Raw genomic sequence first — 17,097 nt, forward strand, 5'->3', positions numbered from 1 at the left:
TTTTTTAAAATGTCACGCTCCTCCGTGATTCGTCGCAGTTCGGACTTTAGTCGTGCGTTCTCAGAGACCAAATCAAGATCTTCTGATGATTGAGGTTGCGGCTCTCCAAACTTCTTGATCCAGGCATATAAACTGTGGGTGGTCGTATCGAGCCGTTGAGCGACTTCAGAGACAGAATAACCCCGCTCTGTCACTTGTTTAACCGCTTCTCTTTTGAACTCTTCAGGGTAACGTTTGGACTTCATAAAAAACACCTCTTGATTAACTAGATTTTAACGTTAATGGGTGTCTAGTAAAGTCTGGGAAGTCCAAACACTGTCAAGTTGTTCTTACTACTCATGTGCCTGCATTAGCGGCTCAACTTACATTGGATAGTATAAGACATATTGTTAGGGGAGGTGATGGCTCACTTGTAGTTAGTAAGGGCGTAGATAGTATGTATGAATTAATCGCCAAAGATCTTGGGGTTTTGCCAGATAGCAGAGCTCAAGTTTTTCTATGTCTTGAGGGGCCAAATGATGTTAATTTTTTTAAAGGCATGTCTTCAGTACTTATTAGAGATGGAGTAGATGTTCCAGATCTTAATAATGATCCTAGGATAGTTATACTCCCTCTAGGAGGGTCTACTCTTAAAGACTGGGTTAACTCTCATTACTTAAGAAACTTAGGAAAGCCTGAAATTCATATATATGATAGAGATACACATCAACCACCAACGTATCAAAAGGCATACGACAAGGTGAATTCTAGAGGAGATGGGTCAATTGCATTTCTTACAAGCAAGCGTGAATGTGAAAACTACCTTCATAAGATAGCAATCAAATCAGCTTTTAATATTGACGATGAAATAGAAATTAATGACCAGACAGATATACCAAATTATTTGGTGAATTTTACGCCTTATAATGAAAGCACGGTGAAGAAGAAGCTAAATACTAGAGCAGTTAGTAATATGACTTATGATTATCTAAAAGAAGTTGATTTGGAAGGTGAAGTTGTCAAATGGTTTAATGCAATTAAATCAAGAATTCAATAGTTAGAAAATATTTTTTCATTTTACTTTGAAATATTTTTTTATTAGGAAAGAAATGATGTAAAAGGTATTTTTAGTTAATAAATGTGCCTTTTTACTTTATCAAAGAAAAATTTCTTGACCTGAAATCGGCTAAAAATATTGATAAGGTAAGTTCGACGCAATCCCGATTGCGCGACCTTACGGAGTTTCAGAGTCAGTTAAAAATATCCTTCCTAAAAACAGCAAAAACAATCTATGCCTTCTGTGCAATAGGTCAGATAAAACAACTTCTATACAACGCCGTTCACGAGCCAATCTATCTTAAAGCGAATTTTTGGTTACTTTTTGGGCGCTAGCAAAAAGTTACACGCCCAGCGGGGCGGAATAGACTTGCAGCTCAAAGCTATTGAGAAGAAACAAATATACTTGATTACTCAAAGATTCATCTTTCTCTTGGAAGACAAAAGGGGAGGGAGCCATTGGTTCCGAGGTTGACGAAATTTGGATGAAATCCACAAAAAACTCTGGCACTTCTGCCAAAAATCACTGTCTATTCACTTCCATGCGTATTTTTCCTTTATGATAGTCGCCATTAGAATTTGAATTGAAGTTGGAACCCGAAAATTATGAATAGCTCACCTACACATAAACCACGTCCGATGGTTGATCTTATTGTTAGTGTTATTTTGCCGTCGTTAATTTTAATGAAGTTAAGTGGTGAAGATAAGTTAGGCACTAGCGGCGGTTTAATTGCCGCGCTGGCGTTTCCTCTTGGTTGGGGGCTTTTTGAGTTAGTGAAGTATCGAAAGTTCAACTTCATTGCCTTGTTAGGTTTGGTGAGTGTGTTGCTGACGGGCAGTATTGGCTTGTTTGAGTTGGACAATAAATGGTTAGCGATTAAAGAAGCCTCTATTCCAGCTATCATTGGTATTGCGGTTTTGATATCGACTTTTACGCCTTATCCTTTGGTGCGAGCCATGTTCTTCAATGCGGCGATCATGGACGTTGACACCATCAAGCAAAAGTTAGAAGAGAACAACAGCACGGCAATGTTTGAAAACCGCTTAATGAAAGCCACGTACTTTATTGCTGGCTCCTTTGCCTTCTCAGCGACAATGAATTACGTCTTGGCTAAATGGATCGTCACCAGCCCAGCGGGAACCGAAGCCTTTAATGAAGAACTAGGGCAAATGACGTTATATAGCTACCCAATGATCGCCATTCCATCGATGATCATGCTAATGGCGATATTTTACTACCTATGGCGCAGCATCCAAAAAGCCACCGGATTGAAACTAGAAGACTTAATCGTCAAGAAATAACACCGTCACTAAGGTCGGGGTCAGAGCAAAAATAGGCTAAACATTATCGGCAACTTTCGCTGATCTATAGCTTTGTTTGGTGCCTTTAGCTCATCAAAGAAAACTATTTCTTGATCTGCCCCCAACCATTTTACCTTCTGCGCTTGAAATCCCGATGAAGTTAGTTCGACGCAACAGCGTTGCGCGACGTTATGGAGTTTCAGAGTCAGTTAAAAATACCCTTCCTAAAAACACCAAAAATAATCTATGCCTTACGATATAACGAGCGTAGGTAACAATCATGAACCTATGAAAAAAATCAGGCACTAAAGATCTTAAAGCGAATTTTTGGTTACTTTTTGGGCGCTAGCAAAAAGTTACACGCCCAGCAGGGCGGAATAACACTCGAAGTACTACGGAGCTGAGCTTGTTTTCTTTCTTGACGAAGCAAAAGAGAGAAAGTCGCTTTTAGTCTACCTCTAGTCGTTTCCAGCCACCTCCCACTTGTAGCTAAAAATTACACTGAGTCCATTGATGTTTTACCCAACAGGTAAGGAAAAACAATGAACGCAGCAGAGCTACACGACAAGTCCATTATTATTGACGGTTTGATTTGTGCGAAGTGGAATCGCGAGCTATTCGAAGACATGGCAAAGGGCAAGCTGACTGCAGCGAATTGCACTGTGTCGTTTTGGGAAAACTTCGAAGGCACGGTTCGCAATGTGGTTGAGATGAATCAGCTGATCGAAGCTAACAGTGATTTGCTGACTAAGGTTTACACGACAAAAGACATTCACCGCGCGAAAGCCGAAGGCAAAACCGGCGTCATGATGGGCTTTCAAAATGCCCATGCGTTTGAAGATCAAATTGGATACGTTCAGATTTTTAAAGACCTTGGCGTGGGCATTGTGCAGATGTGCTACAACACGCAAAACTTGGTTGGCACGGGCTGTTATGAACGCGACGGTGGTTTGTCTGGCTATGGTCGTGAGATTGTGGCAGAGATGAACCGTGTTGGTATGTTGTGTGATTTATCTCACGTTGGGCCAAATACCGCGAAAGAAGTCATCATCGAATCGAAAAAGCCTGTGGCGTATTCCCATTGTTTGCCTGCGGGTTTGAAAGAACACCCACGTAACCGCACCGACGAAGAGCTTAAGTTTATTGCCGACAACGGCGGTTTTGTCGGCGTCACCATGTTCGCTCCTTTCTTAAAAGCTGGTATTAACGCGACTATTGACGATTACGTGGAAGCGATTCAATACATCTACAACATTGTTGGTGAAGATGCGATTGGTATCGGCACTGACTTTACTCAAGGTCACGGTTACGACTTCTTCGAATACCTAACCCACGACAAAGGTTATGCCCGCCGTCTAACGCGCTTTGGCGAGATTATTAATCCACTTGGTATGCGCACCGTTGGCGACTTCCCTAATTTGACCGAAGCCTTGTTGAAGCATGGTTTTAGTGAACGTCAGGTGGTGAAGATTATGGGTGAGAATTGGGTGAACCTTTTGCAGGAAGTCTGGGGGGAATAGTCAATCGACTATGCTCGTAACGCTTTGCAGTATTTGATCTTAACGAAAAGAATTAAAGGAATTAGATATGAGTTCTCATGCGCCAGAAATGCCAATTGTTGTTGATGATGAAACGGGTGTTTGGACGACGGATGCGCTGCCAATGCTGTATGTGCCGCGTCACTTCTTTGTTAATAACCACATGGGGATTGAAGACGAGATTGGTGCCGAGCGTTATGCCGAGATCCTTTATAAAGCGGGTTATAAGTCAGCGTATTTTTGGTGTGAACAAGAGTCCGAATGCCATGGTATTTATGGCGAGGAGATTTGGCACCATTATTTGAAACGCCTATCGCAGCGCGGTTGGGGCTTTTTTATTACCGAAGAATTAGACATCGAAAAAGGCACGGCAAAAGTGCGCTTGGAAAACTCGGCCTTTGTTTATCACTACGAAAAAATCCACGGTAAGAAAGTTAACCGCAAGGTGGATTATATGTTTACGGGTTGGTTTGCTGGCGCGTTGGATCAGATCTTAGAAAGCAAAGGTTTGGCGACTCGAACTAAAGCGATTCAAACCCAAAGTGCGGCGGAAGAGGGTGTTGACGTCGGTTATTTTCAAGTCACTCCTTTATAGGGTTACGACTATTGCATTCGTAACGTCGTTATTTGTTTTTCAGTCTGTAGTTTTTTAGGCAGGGTTACTATGTCCCAGTATGATGCGTTGTTCGAGCCACTTAACATTAATAAATTAACCATCCGCAATCGTATTGTCAGTACGGCTCATGCTGAGGTGTATGCTACTGATGGCGGTATGACGACAGACCGCTATGTGAAGTATTACGAAGAAAAAGCCAAAGGCGGTTGTGGCTTGTGTATTTGCGGTGGTTCCAGTGTGGTGTCTATCGACAGTCCACAAAGTTGGTGGAGCTCGGTCAATTTATCGACTGATCGCATTATTCCTCATTTCCAAAATCTTGCCGATGCAGTGCATAAGCACGGCGGTAAGATCATGATTCAAATTACTCACATGGGACGTCGTTCTCGTTGGGATGGTGAAAATTGGCCAAACCTGATGTCGCCTTCTGGTATTCGTGAGCCTGTTCACCGTGCGACTTGCAAAACTATCGAAGTTGAAGAAATGTGGCGCATCATTGGTGATTTCGCCCAAGCAGCGCGTCGTGCCAAAGAAGGTGGTTTGGATGGCGTCGAGTTGTCTGCAGTTCACCAGCATTTGATCGATCAGTTTTGGTCGCCACGAGTTAACAAACGCACCGACGAATGGGGCGGCACCTTTGAGGGTCGCATGAAGTTCGGCATGGAAGTATTAAAAGCCGTGCGCGCTGAAGTTGGGCCTGATTTTGCTGTTGGTATGCGTATCACAGGTGATGAATTTCATCCTGATGGCTTAGGCCACGAAGAAATGAAAAAGATTGCTCAGTATTACGATGCGACAAATATGTTGGATTATTTTGGTGTTGTGGGTTCTGGTTGCGACACGCACAATACTTTGGCAAACGTGATTCCAAACATGAGCTATCCACCAGAGCCTTTCTTATATTTAGCGGCGGGCATCAAAGAAGTGGTGAAAGTGCCTGTTATTCATGCACAAAACATCAAGGATCCGAACCAAGCCAAACGTATTATAGAAGCCGGTTATGTGGACTTTGTTGGTATGACTCGTGCTCACATGGCTGATCCGCATTTTATCGCCAAGATCAAAATGGATCAGGTCGATCAAATCCGTCAGTGTGTTGGCGCGAACTATTGTATCGACCGTCAGTATCAAGGCTTGGATGTCTTGTGCATTCAAAACGTCGCGACATCTCGTGAATACATGGGGTTGCCACATATCATTGAAAAAACCACAGGTGTAATTCGCAATGTTGTTGTGGTTGGCGGTGGCCCAGGAGGATTAGAAGCCGCTCGTGTTGCCGCAGAACGAGGTCATAAAGTGACCTTGATCGACAAAGCAGACGAGCTTGGTGGGCAATTGGTGTTAGCAGCCAAAGCGCCACAGCGTGATCAAATCGCCGGTATCACTCGTTGGTTGGTCATGGAAATTGAGCGTTTGGGTGTGGAGGTGCGTTTAGGCACCGCCGCCAGCGAAGAGATGATTAAAGAACTCAATCCAGATATTTGTATTTTGGCCATGGGTGGTCGTCCTTTCTTGGAGCAAAATCCAGAATGGGGCGCAGCAGAAGGTTTGGTGGTGTCCACTTGGGATATTCTCAGCGGTAAGGTCGAACCGGGTAAAAACGTCTTGGTTTACGACACGATTTGTGAGTTTTCAGGCATGTCGGCGGCGGATTACTTGGCTTCCAAAGGCTCGCTAGTAGAATTGGTAACTGACGATATCAAACCCGGTGTTGGTATTGGTGGTACGACGTTCCCGACCTATTACCGTTCCTTGTACGAGAAAGAAGTCATTATGACCTCGGACATGTTGCTCGACAAAGTCTACCGAGAAGACGGCAAGCTGGTCGCTGTGCTTGAGAATGAATACACAGCACAAAAAGAAGAGCGTGTGGTGGATCAGGTAGTCGTCGAAAACGGCACTCGTCCAAATGAAGACTTGTATTACGCTTTGAAAGCCAGTTCGCGCAATAAAGGGCAGATTGATAACGAAGCGTTGTTCGATGTGAAACCTCAACCAGTTCTGAATGATCAGAATGGTGAAGGCATGATCTTGTGGCGTTTGGGTGATGGTGTGTCGCAGCGTAATGTTCACGCCGCAATGTATGACGCTTTGCGCCTCTGCAAGGATTTGTAGGAGTAATAGATCATGATGCTTGATTGGTTACCTCCAACTTTGATAGGTGTTCTGCTTGTGCTCGCCGGAATTGGTGCAGTTCGCCGTATGAACTTATGGCGTGCAGGGCAGGCTGAAAAAGTCGATATTCTAGCGGGCTTGCTGGCAATGCCGAAACGCTATCTGCATGACCTTCATCACGTGGTTGATCGGGATAAGTATATATCTCGCACCCACGTGGCGACGGGCGGCGGTTTTGTATTGGCGATGGTGCTGGTGGTGTTTGTTCACCTGTTTGGCATCGATAGCAAGATTCTGGCGTGGGCGTTATTAGCGGCTTTGGTTATGATGTTTTGCGGTGCACTTTTCGTTTATAAGCGTCGTTTGAATCCGCCTTCGCGCCTTTCTAAAGGGCCGTGGATGCGCTTGCCTAAAAGCTTGCTGACCTTTTCGATCACCTTTTTTGTGCTGACCTTGCCTGCTGCTGGTGTGCTACCGGAGGGCTTTGGTGGTTGGCTGCTTACTTTAGTCTTGTCAGCTTTGATCTTAATGAGTCTCAGTGAAATGCTGTTTGGCATGACGTGGGGCGGGCCGATGAAGCACGCTTTTGCGGGTGCGTTACACCTTGCCCTTCATCGTCGTCCAGAGCGCTTTGGTGGTGGACGTTCTACTGGTTTAAAACCTGCTGTTTTAGGTGAAACGTCACATGGTGTGGCGAAACCAACGGATTTTAAATGGAATCAGTTATTAGGTTTTGATGCTTGTGTGCAATGTGGTCGTTGCGAAGCGGTTTGTCCTGCGTTTGCTGCGGGTCAGCCATTGAACCCTAAAAAGCTTATTCAAGATATGGTGGTGGGTTTTGCGGGTGGCACAGACGAAAACTATGCTGGCAGCCCTTACCCTAATGTTGAAGTAGGCAATGCGAAAGGCGCGCCGAATCAAATCATTACTGACGGTTTGATCCATCCAGATACGCTTTGGTCTTGTACTACTTGCCGAGCTTGTGTGGAAGAGTGCCCAATGATGATCGAGCACGTGGATGCCATCGTCGATATGCGCCGTTTCTTGACACTGGAAAAAGGCGACACGCCGAACAAAGGCGCGCAAGTACTCGAAAACATAATCGCTACGGATAATCCGAATGGTTACTCGCCAGCGAGCCGAACCCATTGGACTGCGGATCAAAACTTGAATCTGATGAAAGATGTGAAACAAGCGGATGTATTGTTTTGGGTGTCTGACGGTGCTTTTGATATGCGCAGCCAGCGGATTCTTCGAGCATTTGTGAAGTTGATGAAAGCCGCCAATGTTGATGTCGCTATTTTGGGAGATGAAGAATTAGACAGTGGCGACGTTGCCCGTCGTTTGGGCGATGACGCTACTTTCCAAAGCTTAGCAAAACGTAACTTAGCGACCTTGTCGAAATATCAGTTCAACAAGATTGTGACGACTGATCCTCATGCCTTCCATTGTTTGAAAAATGAATACGGTGATTTTGGCTCTGATGCTCTACAGAACGTAGAAGTTTTACACCATACGACTTTCCTAAATCAGTTAGTGAAAGATGGCCGTTTGCAGCTGGATACCTTCAAAGGCGGCAAGGTGACTTATCACGATCCTTGTTATTTGGGACGTTATAACGGCGAGTACGAAGCGCCTCGTGAGCTGTTGGCGAGTTTGGGAATTGAAGTGGCTGAAATGGAACGCTCTGGTTATCGCTCACGGTGTTGTGGCGGCGGCGGTGGCGCGCCAATAACTGACATTCCTAGCGAACGTCGTATTGCTGATATGCGCATGGAAGACGTTATCAGTACAGGTGCAGATATGGTGGCTGTAGGTTGCCAACAATGTACTGCTATGTTGGAAGGCGTGGTAGAACCAAGACCCGTTGTAAAAGATATTGCAGAAATTTTGGCAGGTCAGTTAATTGATAGGCAGTCAATTGAGGAGACCCACTGATGAGTCATTTTTCTTCAAAAGACAGCTCTTTAGATAACCTGCTACGCAGAGATCCAAGAACTGAGTGGATTGCTCGAAATCGTTTGCATCCTTTGCATAGTAGTGTGGTTTCTGCCGGACAAGGTGAAGTGCGTGGCTCGTCGGGTTTGTTGCGTAAGAATCCTCATGTTATTGGCTTTATTGGCCCGAATGGCATTAAGCGTATTGATAGAGCTAACCTATCTTCTGCAGGACTTAATAGTAAAAAACGGACTGGCGAAGCGAAAGAAACACAGCGGCCGTTGCATATCGTCGAAAATCCAGATGCTTACATCATGGTGGTGGCGGATATGATTGGTGGGCGTTTGACCAGTCACGACAAAGATATTCTGGGCTTGGCTCATCAGCTAGTGGCTGAAGGAAATCAGAACACAGCGGTCGTTTTGGTGTGCTTTGGCGAGAGCAAAGAAACTCAGTTTGATTTGGCGGGTGTGGATCGCTTGATTCATTTATCGGCTGACGAGTTTGAAGGTTTCGCGCCAGAAGTGAGAGTGGCTGCCTTGATACAGATCGAAACTCAGTATCGACCAGAGCATTGGTTATTCCCAGATAGCGTTCATGGCGGAAGTGATTTAGCGAGTCGTTTAGCGGCTAAGTTAGGCGAGCGGCCTGCAGCGCAAGCATGGCAAGTGACTGCATCGACGACTACGAGTCGCGGCGCGTCAGGTAGTCAGGATATTCGTCGAGAAACGCCGCGGATTTTGATGCTGATGGAAGAGTGCGCTAACGCTATCGAAGATACTCGCCACCAGGTTTTACCATTGGATTTATCAGAAGAGTTTATTGTTCCATCGGGTTCTTGCTTGCTTGATAAAGGGCAAATCGAGGTGGACTCTAACGCTGTGCCTTTAGCTGAAGCGGAGTTTATTTTGTCAGCGGGTAATGGTATTCATAATTGGGATCAATTCCATTCGGCAGCAGCCGCACTTGGCGCGACCGAGGGAGCCAGCCGTGTTGCGGTGGACGACGGTTTTATGCCTAGGTCTCGTCAAGTGGGCGCGTCGGGGACTTGGGTTACCGCTCGGGTATATTTGGCGGTGGGTATTTCTGGTGCAATTCAACACATGCAGGGTATCGGGCAGTGCGATAAGGTGGTTGCTATTAATACAGATGCTGGTTGTGACATGGTGAAGCGTGCCGATTTGGCGGTGATTGCCGATAGCGAAGCCATATTAGAAGAACTTACTAAGCTTGCTCAGCAATATTCCTTATCTAAAAGCCAAGAGGAGAAAAGCGATGCTGCCTAATATCAATGTGGTTTCTTTGGTTTCGGTAGGGCGTCATCCTCAATCAGGTCGTGCTCGTCGTGCTGAACAAGATGGACGGGCGGTAGAGTTAGGCTTAAATCTTGCTGGTAACACATTAACTGTAGTTCACGCTGGTAATGCACAAGAGCCTGTTCTCCGACAATACGCAGGAATGGGATTACCTTCGTTAACCGTATTGGCACAAGAGAGTGATTGTGATGCTCTGCCCGCGCTTGTCTCATTTTTAAAGGACAAGCATATTGATGTGGTGCTCACTGGCGTTCGCGCAGAAAGCGGCGAGTCGTCTGGAATGTTGCCGTATTTATTGGCCGAGCAATTAGGTTGGCCATTAGTGCCTCGTGTGGCAGAAATATTGAATATAAAAGAGGGGGAAGCTGAAGTGCTTTTAGCCTTGCCCCGTGGTCAACGCCGTGCGGTGATAGTCAAATTACCTTTTATTGCCAGTGTTGACAATGCAGCGCAAGAGGCACGGCAAACGGCATTTGGTCCAGGACTGAGAGCTGATTTTAAAGTGCTGACCTTAGAAAGAGTTGTTGATGAAGCTGCGAGCCAATGGCAAATCAACATAGCCAAACCTCGTCCTAAACGTTTAAAAGTAGTGAAAGCAAAGACTGCTGCAGATCGAATGAAAGCAGCGACAGCGAAACCAGTTGGCGGAGGTGGTAAAATAATGAAGGACGAAACAGCGGCAGAGAAAGCACAAGCTATCTTTGATCTTTTATTAGAAGAGAAAGTGGTTCGCTAAGTGCTCATTTAGGTATAAGCTATATGTCCCATTGGTTATTGATTGAACAAATTGTTTGTTTATAGGTATGCAATATGATGATTGTAGATTTGGTCGACGAAGTCGATTTTAAAGAAAGACTCATCGCGTTAGGAGCGCCCGTTACTCAAGAGCAAAGTTTGGCACAAGTACAGTCCGCTGTGCTGTCTTGGTTGCAGTCATATCCAGAGCAAACTCCGTTCGTAAAAGATCTTTGTACCGAAATGCAAAAAGACAACACGACTGTTTTGCCAGAAGTCTCTACTGTCATGGCTGCATTTGGTTAACATTAGCTTTTTTGAAATATAAGCTTCATGTCTATCAATAAATTTTAGTTATGAAGTAATAAGCTTGTATGAGTTTTATTACTTCATAATAAGATTTTCATCCTCCTCTTTTTCATAAGCTTTATCTCTCTAAAATAGATTTTTTCTATACTCTTTTCATAATCGTTACATTTTGAAATTTTCTATGGTTTATACGCCTATAATGCAGTATTTTATCGATGTATATGGATAATAAAGTAGTGGTAAGGAATAAATGTATCTGGTTGTGGTCTTTTATAAAATATCATCAATAATGATGTTTTTGGGTTATTAATAATCATTTTCAGTCTATGAGTTAATGTTGATTACCAGCTAGTGAATTTATAAAGAAATTCCTTCTTGGATCCATATGGCTATTATAATATTTGGGTAAATTCTATGAAAATCAAAACGAAGTTGTTGATTGCTTTTTCAATTGCCACCGTGTTGCCCGTCTTAGTTGTCAGTTCAATAACTGCCTATCTAGCGTCAGACCAAGCATTGAAGAATTTTTCAAAAAATAGCGGGCAAACGCTTGGTGCCGTTGAAAAATCCTTTGATCAATTTGTAAATGATATCAAATATGTTGTTGGTTTTATTGCTGACAGTGACCCTGTGACGGTCTCTGATGCAAAACCATTAACGACTTATTTTGAATCTAAAGGAAAAGCACCGAGTAAAATTGCTGAACAAAACGGTGGTCGTGAAGCCGATGTATTCAATATGTTTGAGGCGATTGGTAAAAACAATCCCAACTATGTTTATGTTTATATGGGTGATGATAGTGACGGTTATTTAGAATGGCCGGGGACCTATGAATACGCTGAATGGCATCCGAAGCAACGTGGTTGGTATACAAGAGCTATGGAAACACCTGGTAAGGTCGCTTTACGTGATGCCTATTACTGGGAGCCTGATGATGCGGTTTATGTGTCTGCGGTACGGACTTACAAAAAAGGTAATAGTATTGGCGGTGTCGTTGCGGTTGATGTATCGATCAAAACCTTAACTGAAATGGCGAATAAAACTAAGCTGGGTAACTCTGGTAGTATCATGGTTATTGAAAATACCGGTACTATTTTGGTTGATGCACTTCATGCAGATAATAACTTCAAGAAAATCAGTGAGGTAACGGGTGATGCGTATCAAAAAATCGCTCAAACCTCTTCTGGTTTGATTAACTTTAAGCTAGATGGCGAAGATTATTATGCTGATGTATATACTTCTCCTAATTTAAAATGGAAGTTTGTTGGTCTAATGCCAGCAACTGAAATTTACTCTAGTACTGTTGAGTTAATTCAAACAACGGTCGTTGTTTGCATCTTGTTATTACTCGTTTTTGGTTTTATTGCTTATTTGATGGCGAAAAGCTTAATTACTCCGATTGAGTCTGTTTCGGATCATTTGCGTATTCTAGCGGAAGGCGAAGGGGATTTAACTTCGAAAATTGACATTAAAACCAATGATGAAACAGGTACATTGTCTAACTGGTTTAATCAGTTTATTGAATCAACTCGTAAACTCATTCTTGGTATTAAGCACTCAGGTATACAGATCGATAAGATTGCTGCAGAAACATCAGCTAAAGCGAACGAAGTCGCGCAGTCTGCTACAGATCAATTGCAGTCTATTGAGTTAATCGCAGAAGCTGGACAGCAAATGCTGATTGCGTCTAATGAAGCTGCTGAAAGTTGTGCTAATTCTGCTCAGTTTTCTGAGAAAGGTTTAGAAACTACTATCGCGGGTAAAAATCTTCTTAAGAGCAGTGCTGAAGGCGTGAATCGTTTAGGTGCTCGTTTAAAAGATTCGAATCAAATCATTACTGAGTTGCAAAAAGAAACCACTAATATTAATCAGATTCTATCAACCATACAGGCAATTGCTGAGCAAACTAACTTGTTGGCCTTGAACGCGGCTATTGAAGCGGCTCGTGCCGGTGAACAAGGTCGAGGTTTTGCAGTGGTAGCTGACGAAGTGCGAACCCTTGCGGGGCGTACACAAGAATCTACAGAACAAATTAGTAATATTTTGGGGCTGCTTGCTAGTAGAACCAAGCAAGCATCAGAGTCTATGGTGACGAGTTTAGCGGAATCTGAAAATGCCATTAGTCTATCAGATAAGGCGCTTAATTCTTTTGAGCAAATTGAAGAAGTTGTGAAGCAAATGCGTGATATGACGATGCAAACGGCGGCTTCTGCTGAAGAACAGCGTGCGGTAACAGAAGGTGTTAACGAAAACATTGGTGCTATTAGTGATGCGGCGCATCGTGTTTCAAGTATATCTGTGGATGTTGCTGATCTTTGTAAGAAACAGGATCAGTTGAGTAAAGAACTGCATTCGATGGTTGTTCGATTCCGTACAGAATAAACCGAGAGTTATGGATATAGTTAGCGATTAAAGGCCACTTTTTAGTGGTCTTTTTTTCGTCTATCTTTTTGGGCCTTTAGTATGGTTATTTAAGCACTAATTCATAGTCTAATTAATTCACTTAGCACATAAGTAAAAATACTAGAGAATTGATTTTAAAATATAGTGATAACGATTATCATACCGAACAAATTTACTAATGAAGGTGTAAGCATGGTTAAGTCGTTTGTAATGCTTCTGTTCACTCTTTTTATGAGTGCAAGCTGGGCTGGTGAAGTAACGGTGAAGGATGTCCTTGGTCGTGATGTCACATTTAATGCGCCAGCTCAACGTGTCATTGTCGGGTTTTATCCTGAAGATTACATGGCAATTGGCACGGAAGCCGCTTACGACAAGGTTGTTGGTATGTCTAGGTATATTTGGGAAGCTCGTTCGGCTAATTGGGAAATGTATGTTAAGCATCGTCCATCTTTACAAGACATTCCGGCCATTGGTCGTGTAGACACGCAAACTTTTTCGGTAGAAAAAGTGATTGGCTTGAACCCTGATGTGTTGATGTTAGCAGATTGGCAATATAAAGCCTTAGGAACGGATATCGAGCGCCTCGAAAGTGCTGGTATCAAAGTGATTGTTGTGGATTACAATGCGCAAACAGTAGAACGTCATGTTAAAAGCACTGAGATAATTGGTGTGATTACAGGACAAGAAAAACGTGCCGCAACTATCGCAGCCGAGTATAAAAAAACCGTCGAGACCATTAGTAAACGTCTAGCTGATGCGAATTTGCCAGAACCAAAAGTGTATACTGAGTTTGGTGCTTCCGGCGTGCAAGAGCTTGGTTTTACCTTTGGTAAAAACATGTGGGGAGCCATTTCTACTATGGCAGGTGGCGATAATATCTCTGCGCCATTTGTTGAATGGTGGGGTAAGTTAAACCCTGAGCAAGTGATTGCTTCGAATCCTGATGTTATTGTTATCACAGGGTATGAAACAGGCGCAGTCCTTGATTCTATGATCATGGGGCAGGGCATTGATAAAGCAGAGGCTCGTAAACGTTTAGAAGGTTACAAAAAACGCTTGGGTTGGTCTTCAATTTCGGCAGTAAAAAACAATCGTTTGTACGGAGCTTATCATGGCGCATGCCGCACCATTTTAGATGCCGCGATGTTCGAGTTTTACGCAAAAGCTATGTATCCAGATTTATTCTCCGATTTGAATCCTGAGCAAGCCTATTTAGATTTTTATAAGAAATATTTGCCAGTGACGCCTGAAGGCACTTTTATGGTGTCGTTAGAAAATTAATTTTTTGTATTGAAAAATTTTGTATTGAAAAAAGGGCTTTCTACATTTTTTGTAGAAAGCCCTTTTTCGTTTTATGTCGGCTCAACTCAGTAGTTACTTGAATGCATAACGTGTAACTTGTCGGTAAGTATCTTCTGGTGCAAGTAATATTGGTGGAAAGTGAGACTGGTTAATCGCATCCGGCCAATGTTGTGCTTCAAGAGCAAGACCTGCATAGGCAGTTAATGCGCCTTGGTTAATATTCGATTCTGCGTCTAGTCGAATATGACGGCCGTCGTAAACTTGTAGGCCCGGTTCTGTGGTCTGATAATTTAATGTGAGGCCAGTGATTGGGCCTTTCAGAGTCGCTACCGTTTGTAATGGGCGATTACTGGCAAGAGATAGGCAGAAGTTGGAATCCAGTTCAGGATAGCCTTCACGACCGATGGTGCGAAGCTGATGAAAATCAAACGCGCTGCCAGCCGTTGGCGTGACTTCTCCTGTTGGAATGAGCCCTGCATCAACAGGTAAATAATGATCCGCTTTGATACTTAGTTGATGGTCTAAAATAGAGCCTTTGCCGTCAAGATTAACGTAGCTGTGACCGGCAAAATTACAAATTGTCAGCTTGTCTGTAGTGGCGGTAATTTCCATTTCCAATGTGCTATCGAGCAAACGATAAAATACATCCACAACCATGTTACCTGGATAGCCCATTTCGCCGTCAGCAAGTGTAGTTTGTAGCTGAACCATGTTGTCAGTTTGTTCGATGATTGACCAGTTTTTGCTGCCTGTTCCATCAGGACCACCGTGTAAGTGGTGAGCTTCTGGCAGAGTAGGTGGTAATTGGTAGGTTTTACCGCCAATCACGGCATGACCTTTGTTAGTTCGGTTTGCAACTCGTCCGACTACCGCACCAAAGTATTTTGCACCCTGAAGGTAATCGGTCAGCTTTGGCGAGCCTAATACTAAAGAATGCTCATAGCCATTTAGATAAACGGATTGAATGCTAGCGCCCAGTGTCAAAATAGACACTTTGAGTTGAGCGTTTTGTAGCGTGACACATTGAACTTGGTTTAAATCTGGAGCGAGATTCACGGAAGTATCCTTTTCAAATAAACGGGAGCCGAAGCTCCCGAAAGTATAGAAATATAGATAGATTAGATATTTTCTAATAAGTCGTTAACTCGATATTGCGCTGTTTTTAGTGCATCGTCTATCGATTTGTTGCCGCTAATGGCAGAACTCAACTCTTCACCAATGATGTCTTGAATGGCAAATTGACGTAACACTGCCGAAGGTAAGGCTTGTCCTGTTTTGGCGATTTTAGCAATATCACTACGGTGAGGTAAGGATTTGAATTCGTTGCTGGCAATCACTTTTTTCACAGTTGGCAAATGTCCGGTTCGAGACCATTCATAGTTGTTGTCATAGAAAAATTTAAATAACTTGCCAATGGCGGCCATTTTTTCATCGCTACGGTCACCACGCGGAACAACCCAGCCATGCCCATCTGTATAGGTTACGTCTTTTTGTTTAAAAAATTGTGGGACAGGAAAGACGCTATAACCGTTTGATAAAGCGTTATTGGACTCTTTAGACTGAGCGTCATAGGAGCCAATTAACCATGTTCCGTTAACCGCAATACCGCCATCACCATTGGAAAAAGCTGATACAGCTGCTGGGTAGTCCAAGTTTTTGGTGCTAAGCCCTTGATCTACGATATCTTTCATAAAGGTAAGTGCGGCTTTAGCGTCTTGACCGCTTAAATCAATATGGCTTGGATCATCAAAGAATTTACTGTTCTGCTGCATCATTAGGGTATAAAAAATACGCGCATAAGTGGCTGTTTCATTTGCTAGTACTTGCACCAAATAAGGCTTACCTGTGGCGTCTTTAAACTGCTTGCCCTGCGAAAAAAGCTCATCACGGTTGGTTGGTAAAATAGGGTTGCCATCTGCTTTCATTAGGCCGGCTTTTTTCATTAAGTTGTTATTAACGTGGAATAGCATTGTCCAGTTATCGAAGGGTAAAGCGTATATTTTGCCTTCTTTAGTGACACTGGTAATGGCTGCATCGGTAAAATCGGTGGCTTTAATGCTTTGGTCTTTTAGTAGCTTATCAAGTGGAACTAAAAGACCACGGGATTGATAATCTGACATGGCCGAGTAGTGCATAGATACCACATCTGGAGCAGATCGAGATGCCAATTGGGCATTAAGCTGGTCGTATCCAGGCCATTCTACCGTGCTGACTTTTACGTTTATGTCTGGATTTTCAGCTGCGAACTTATTGACGAGAGTGGTGATGATGCCGCATTCGCCAACGGCAGCAGATACATCAGTTGCTTTGCCGTATTCCGCTTCGCAGGCACCAAAAAAACGCTGTAATTCAATTGTTGTGTTGGCATTAGCCAATGGTGATAACGCCAATAATCCAATTGCTGTTGTTCCGAGAAGTAGCTTTTTCATTATTGATTCTCCTAGGTCGTTGTTATTGTTGTAGTCCTATTTCACTTTCAATTTTTCTT

At 43.5% G+C, this 17,097-nt stretch carries 14 protein-coding genes; 11 read left to right on the forward strand and 3 right to left on the reverse strand.

The window, feature by feature from the left end; all coding sequences use genetic code 11:
• Positions 1–245, reverse strand: a 245-nt coding sequence (locus BUA59_RS14795) for a transposase (RefSeq protein WP_072840471.1), incomplete at its 3' end; no start/stop codon positions are given.
• Between the two features lie 191 nt (positions 246–436).
• On the opposite strand from BUA59_RS14795, the gene BUA59_RS14800 reads away from it, so the two are divergent.
• The 11 genes from BUA59_RS14800 to BUA59_RS14855 all read left to right on the forward strand — a co-directional run bounded on the left by BUA59_RS14800 (position 437) and on the right by BUA59_RS14855 (position 14,588).
• Entirely contained in the window at positions 437–1,036 is a 600-nt protein-coding gene (locus BUA59_RS14800) for a hypothetical protein (protein WP_072840472.1), read from the forward strand.
• Between the two features lie 605 nt (positions 1,037–1,641).
• Positions 1,642–2,337 (forward strand): VC0807 family protein, encoded by a 696-nt coding sequence (locus BUA59_RS14810; protein WP_072840474.1) that lies wholly within the window; start codon positions 1,642–1,644, stop codon positions 2,335–2,337.
• Positions 2,338–2,879: 542 nt separating this feature from the next.
• A complete protein-coding gene (locus BUA59_RS14815) occupies positions 2,880–3,857 on the forward strand; it encodes a dipeptidase (protein ID WP_072840475.1) in 978 nt (325 codons plus the stop codon).
• A gap of 67 nt (positions 3,858–3,924) precedes the next feature.
• The gene (locus BUA59_RS14820; protein WP_072840476.1) at positions 3,925–4,470 is read left to right on the forward strand and encodes a DUF5943 domain-containing protein; all 546 of its coding nucleotides are present in this window, start codon (positions 3,925–3,927) and stop codon (positions 4,468–4,470) included.
• Positions 4,471–4,539: 69 nt separating this feature from the next.
• The gene (gene dgcA / locus BUA59_RS14825) at positions 4,540–6,606 is read left to right on the forward strand and encodes a dimethylglycine demethylation protein DgcA (protein WP_072840477.1); all 2,067 of its coding nucleotides are present in this window, start codon (positions 4,540–4,542) and stop codon (positions 6,604–6,606) included.
• Between the two features lie 12 nt (positions 6,607–6,618).
• Positions 6,619–8,544 (forward strand): (Fe-S)-binding protein, encoded by a 1,926-nt coding sequence (locus BUA59_RS14830; protein ID WP_072840478.1) that lies wholly within the window; start codon positions 6,619–6,621, stop codon positions 8,542–8,544.
• Positions 8,544–9,830, forward strand: a complete 1,287-nt coding sequence (gene etfA, locus BUA59_RS14835) for an electron transfer flavoprotein subunit alpha (RefSeq protein WP_072840479.1) — start codon at positions 8,544–8,546, stop codon at positions 9,828–9,830. The genes BUA59_RS14830 and etfA overlap by 1 nt, the downstream gene beginning before the upstream one ends.
• Positions 9,820–10,596: an electron transfer flavoprotein subunit beta gene (etfB, locus tag BUA59_RS14840; RefSeq protein ID WP_072840480.1), complete on the forward strand. Its 777-nt coding sequence runs from the start codon at positions 9,820–9,822 to the stop codon at positions 10,594–10,596. Before etfA ends, etfB begins: the two co-directional genes overlap by 11 nt.
• 74 nt (positions 10,597–10,670) lie before the next feature.
• On the forward strand, positions 10,671–10,901 hold the full coding sequence (locus tag BUA59_RS14845) for a hypothetical protein (protein ID WP_072840481.1): 231 nt from the start codon (positions 10,671–10,673) through the stop codon (positions 10,899–10,901).
• A 417-nt stretch (positions 10,902–11,318) separates the two neighbouring features.
• Positions 11,319–13,286, forward strand: a complete 1,968-nt coding sequence (locus BUA59_RS14850) for a methyl-accepting chemotaxis protein (protein WP_072840599.1) — start codon at positions 11,319–11,321, stop codon at positions 13,284–13,286.
• Positions 13,287–13,499: 213 nt separating this feature from the next.
• Positions 13,500–14,588, forward strand: coding sequence for an ABC transporter substrate-binding protein (locus tag BUA59_RS14855; RefSeq protein ID WP_072840482.1), 1,089 nt, complete (start codon positions 13,500–13,502; stop codon positions 14,586–14,588).
• Positions 14,589–14,681: 93 nt separating this feature from the next.
• Here the strand turns inward: BUA59_RS14855 and BUA59_RS14860 are convergent, their stop codons facing one another.
• Both BUA59_RS14860 and BUA59_RS14865 read right to left on the reverse strand, forming a co-directional pair.
• Positions 14,682–15,665 carry an aldose epimerase family protein gene (locus tag BUA59_RS14860; protein ID WP_072840483.1) on the reverse strand — a complete coding sequence of 328 codons (984 nt, stop codon included), beginning with the start codon at positions 15,663–15,665 and terminating at the stop codon, positions 14,682–14,684.
• A gap of 62 nt (positions 15,666–15,727) precedes the next feature.
• Positions 15,728–17,038 (reverse strand): extracellular solute-binding protein, encoded by a 1,311-nt coding sequence (locus BUA59_RS14865; protein WP_072840484.1) that lies wholly within the window; start codon positions 17,036–17,038, stop codon positions 15,728–15,730.
• Positions 17,039–17,097 lie beyond the last annotated feature (59 nt).

The organism is Marinomonas polaris DSM 16579, from assembly GCF_900129155.1.
Lineage (GTDB): Bacteria > Pseudomonadota > Gammaproteobacteria > Pseudomonadales > Marinomonadaceae > Marinomonas > Marinomonas polaris.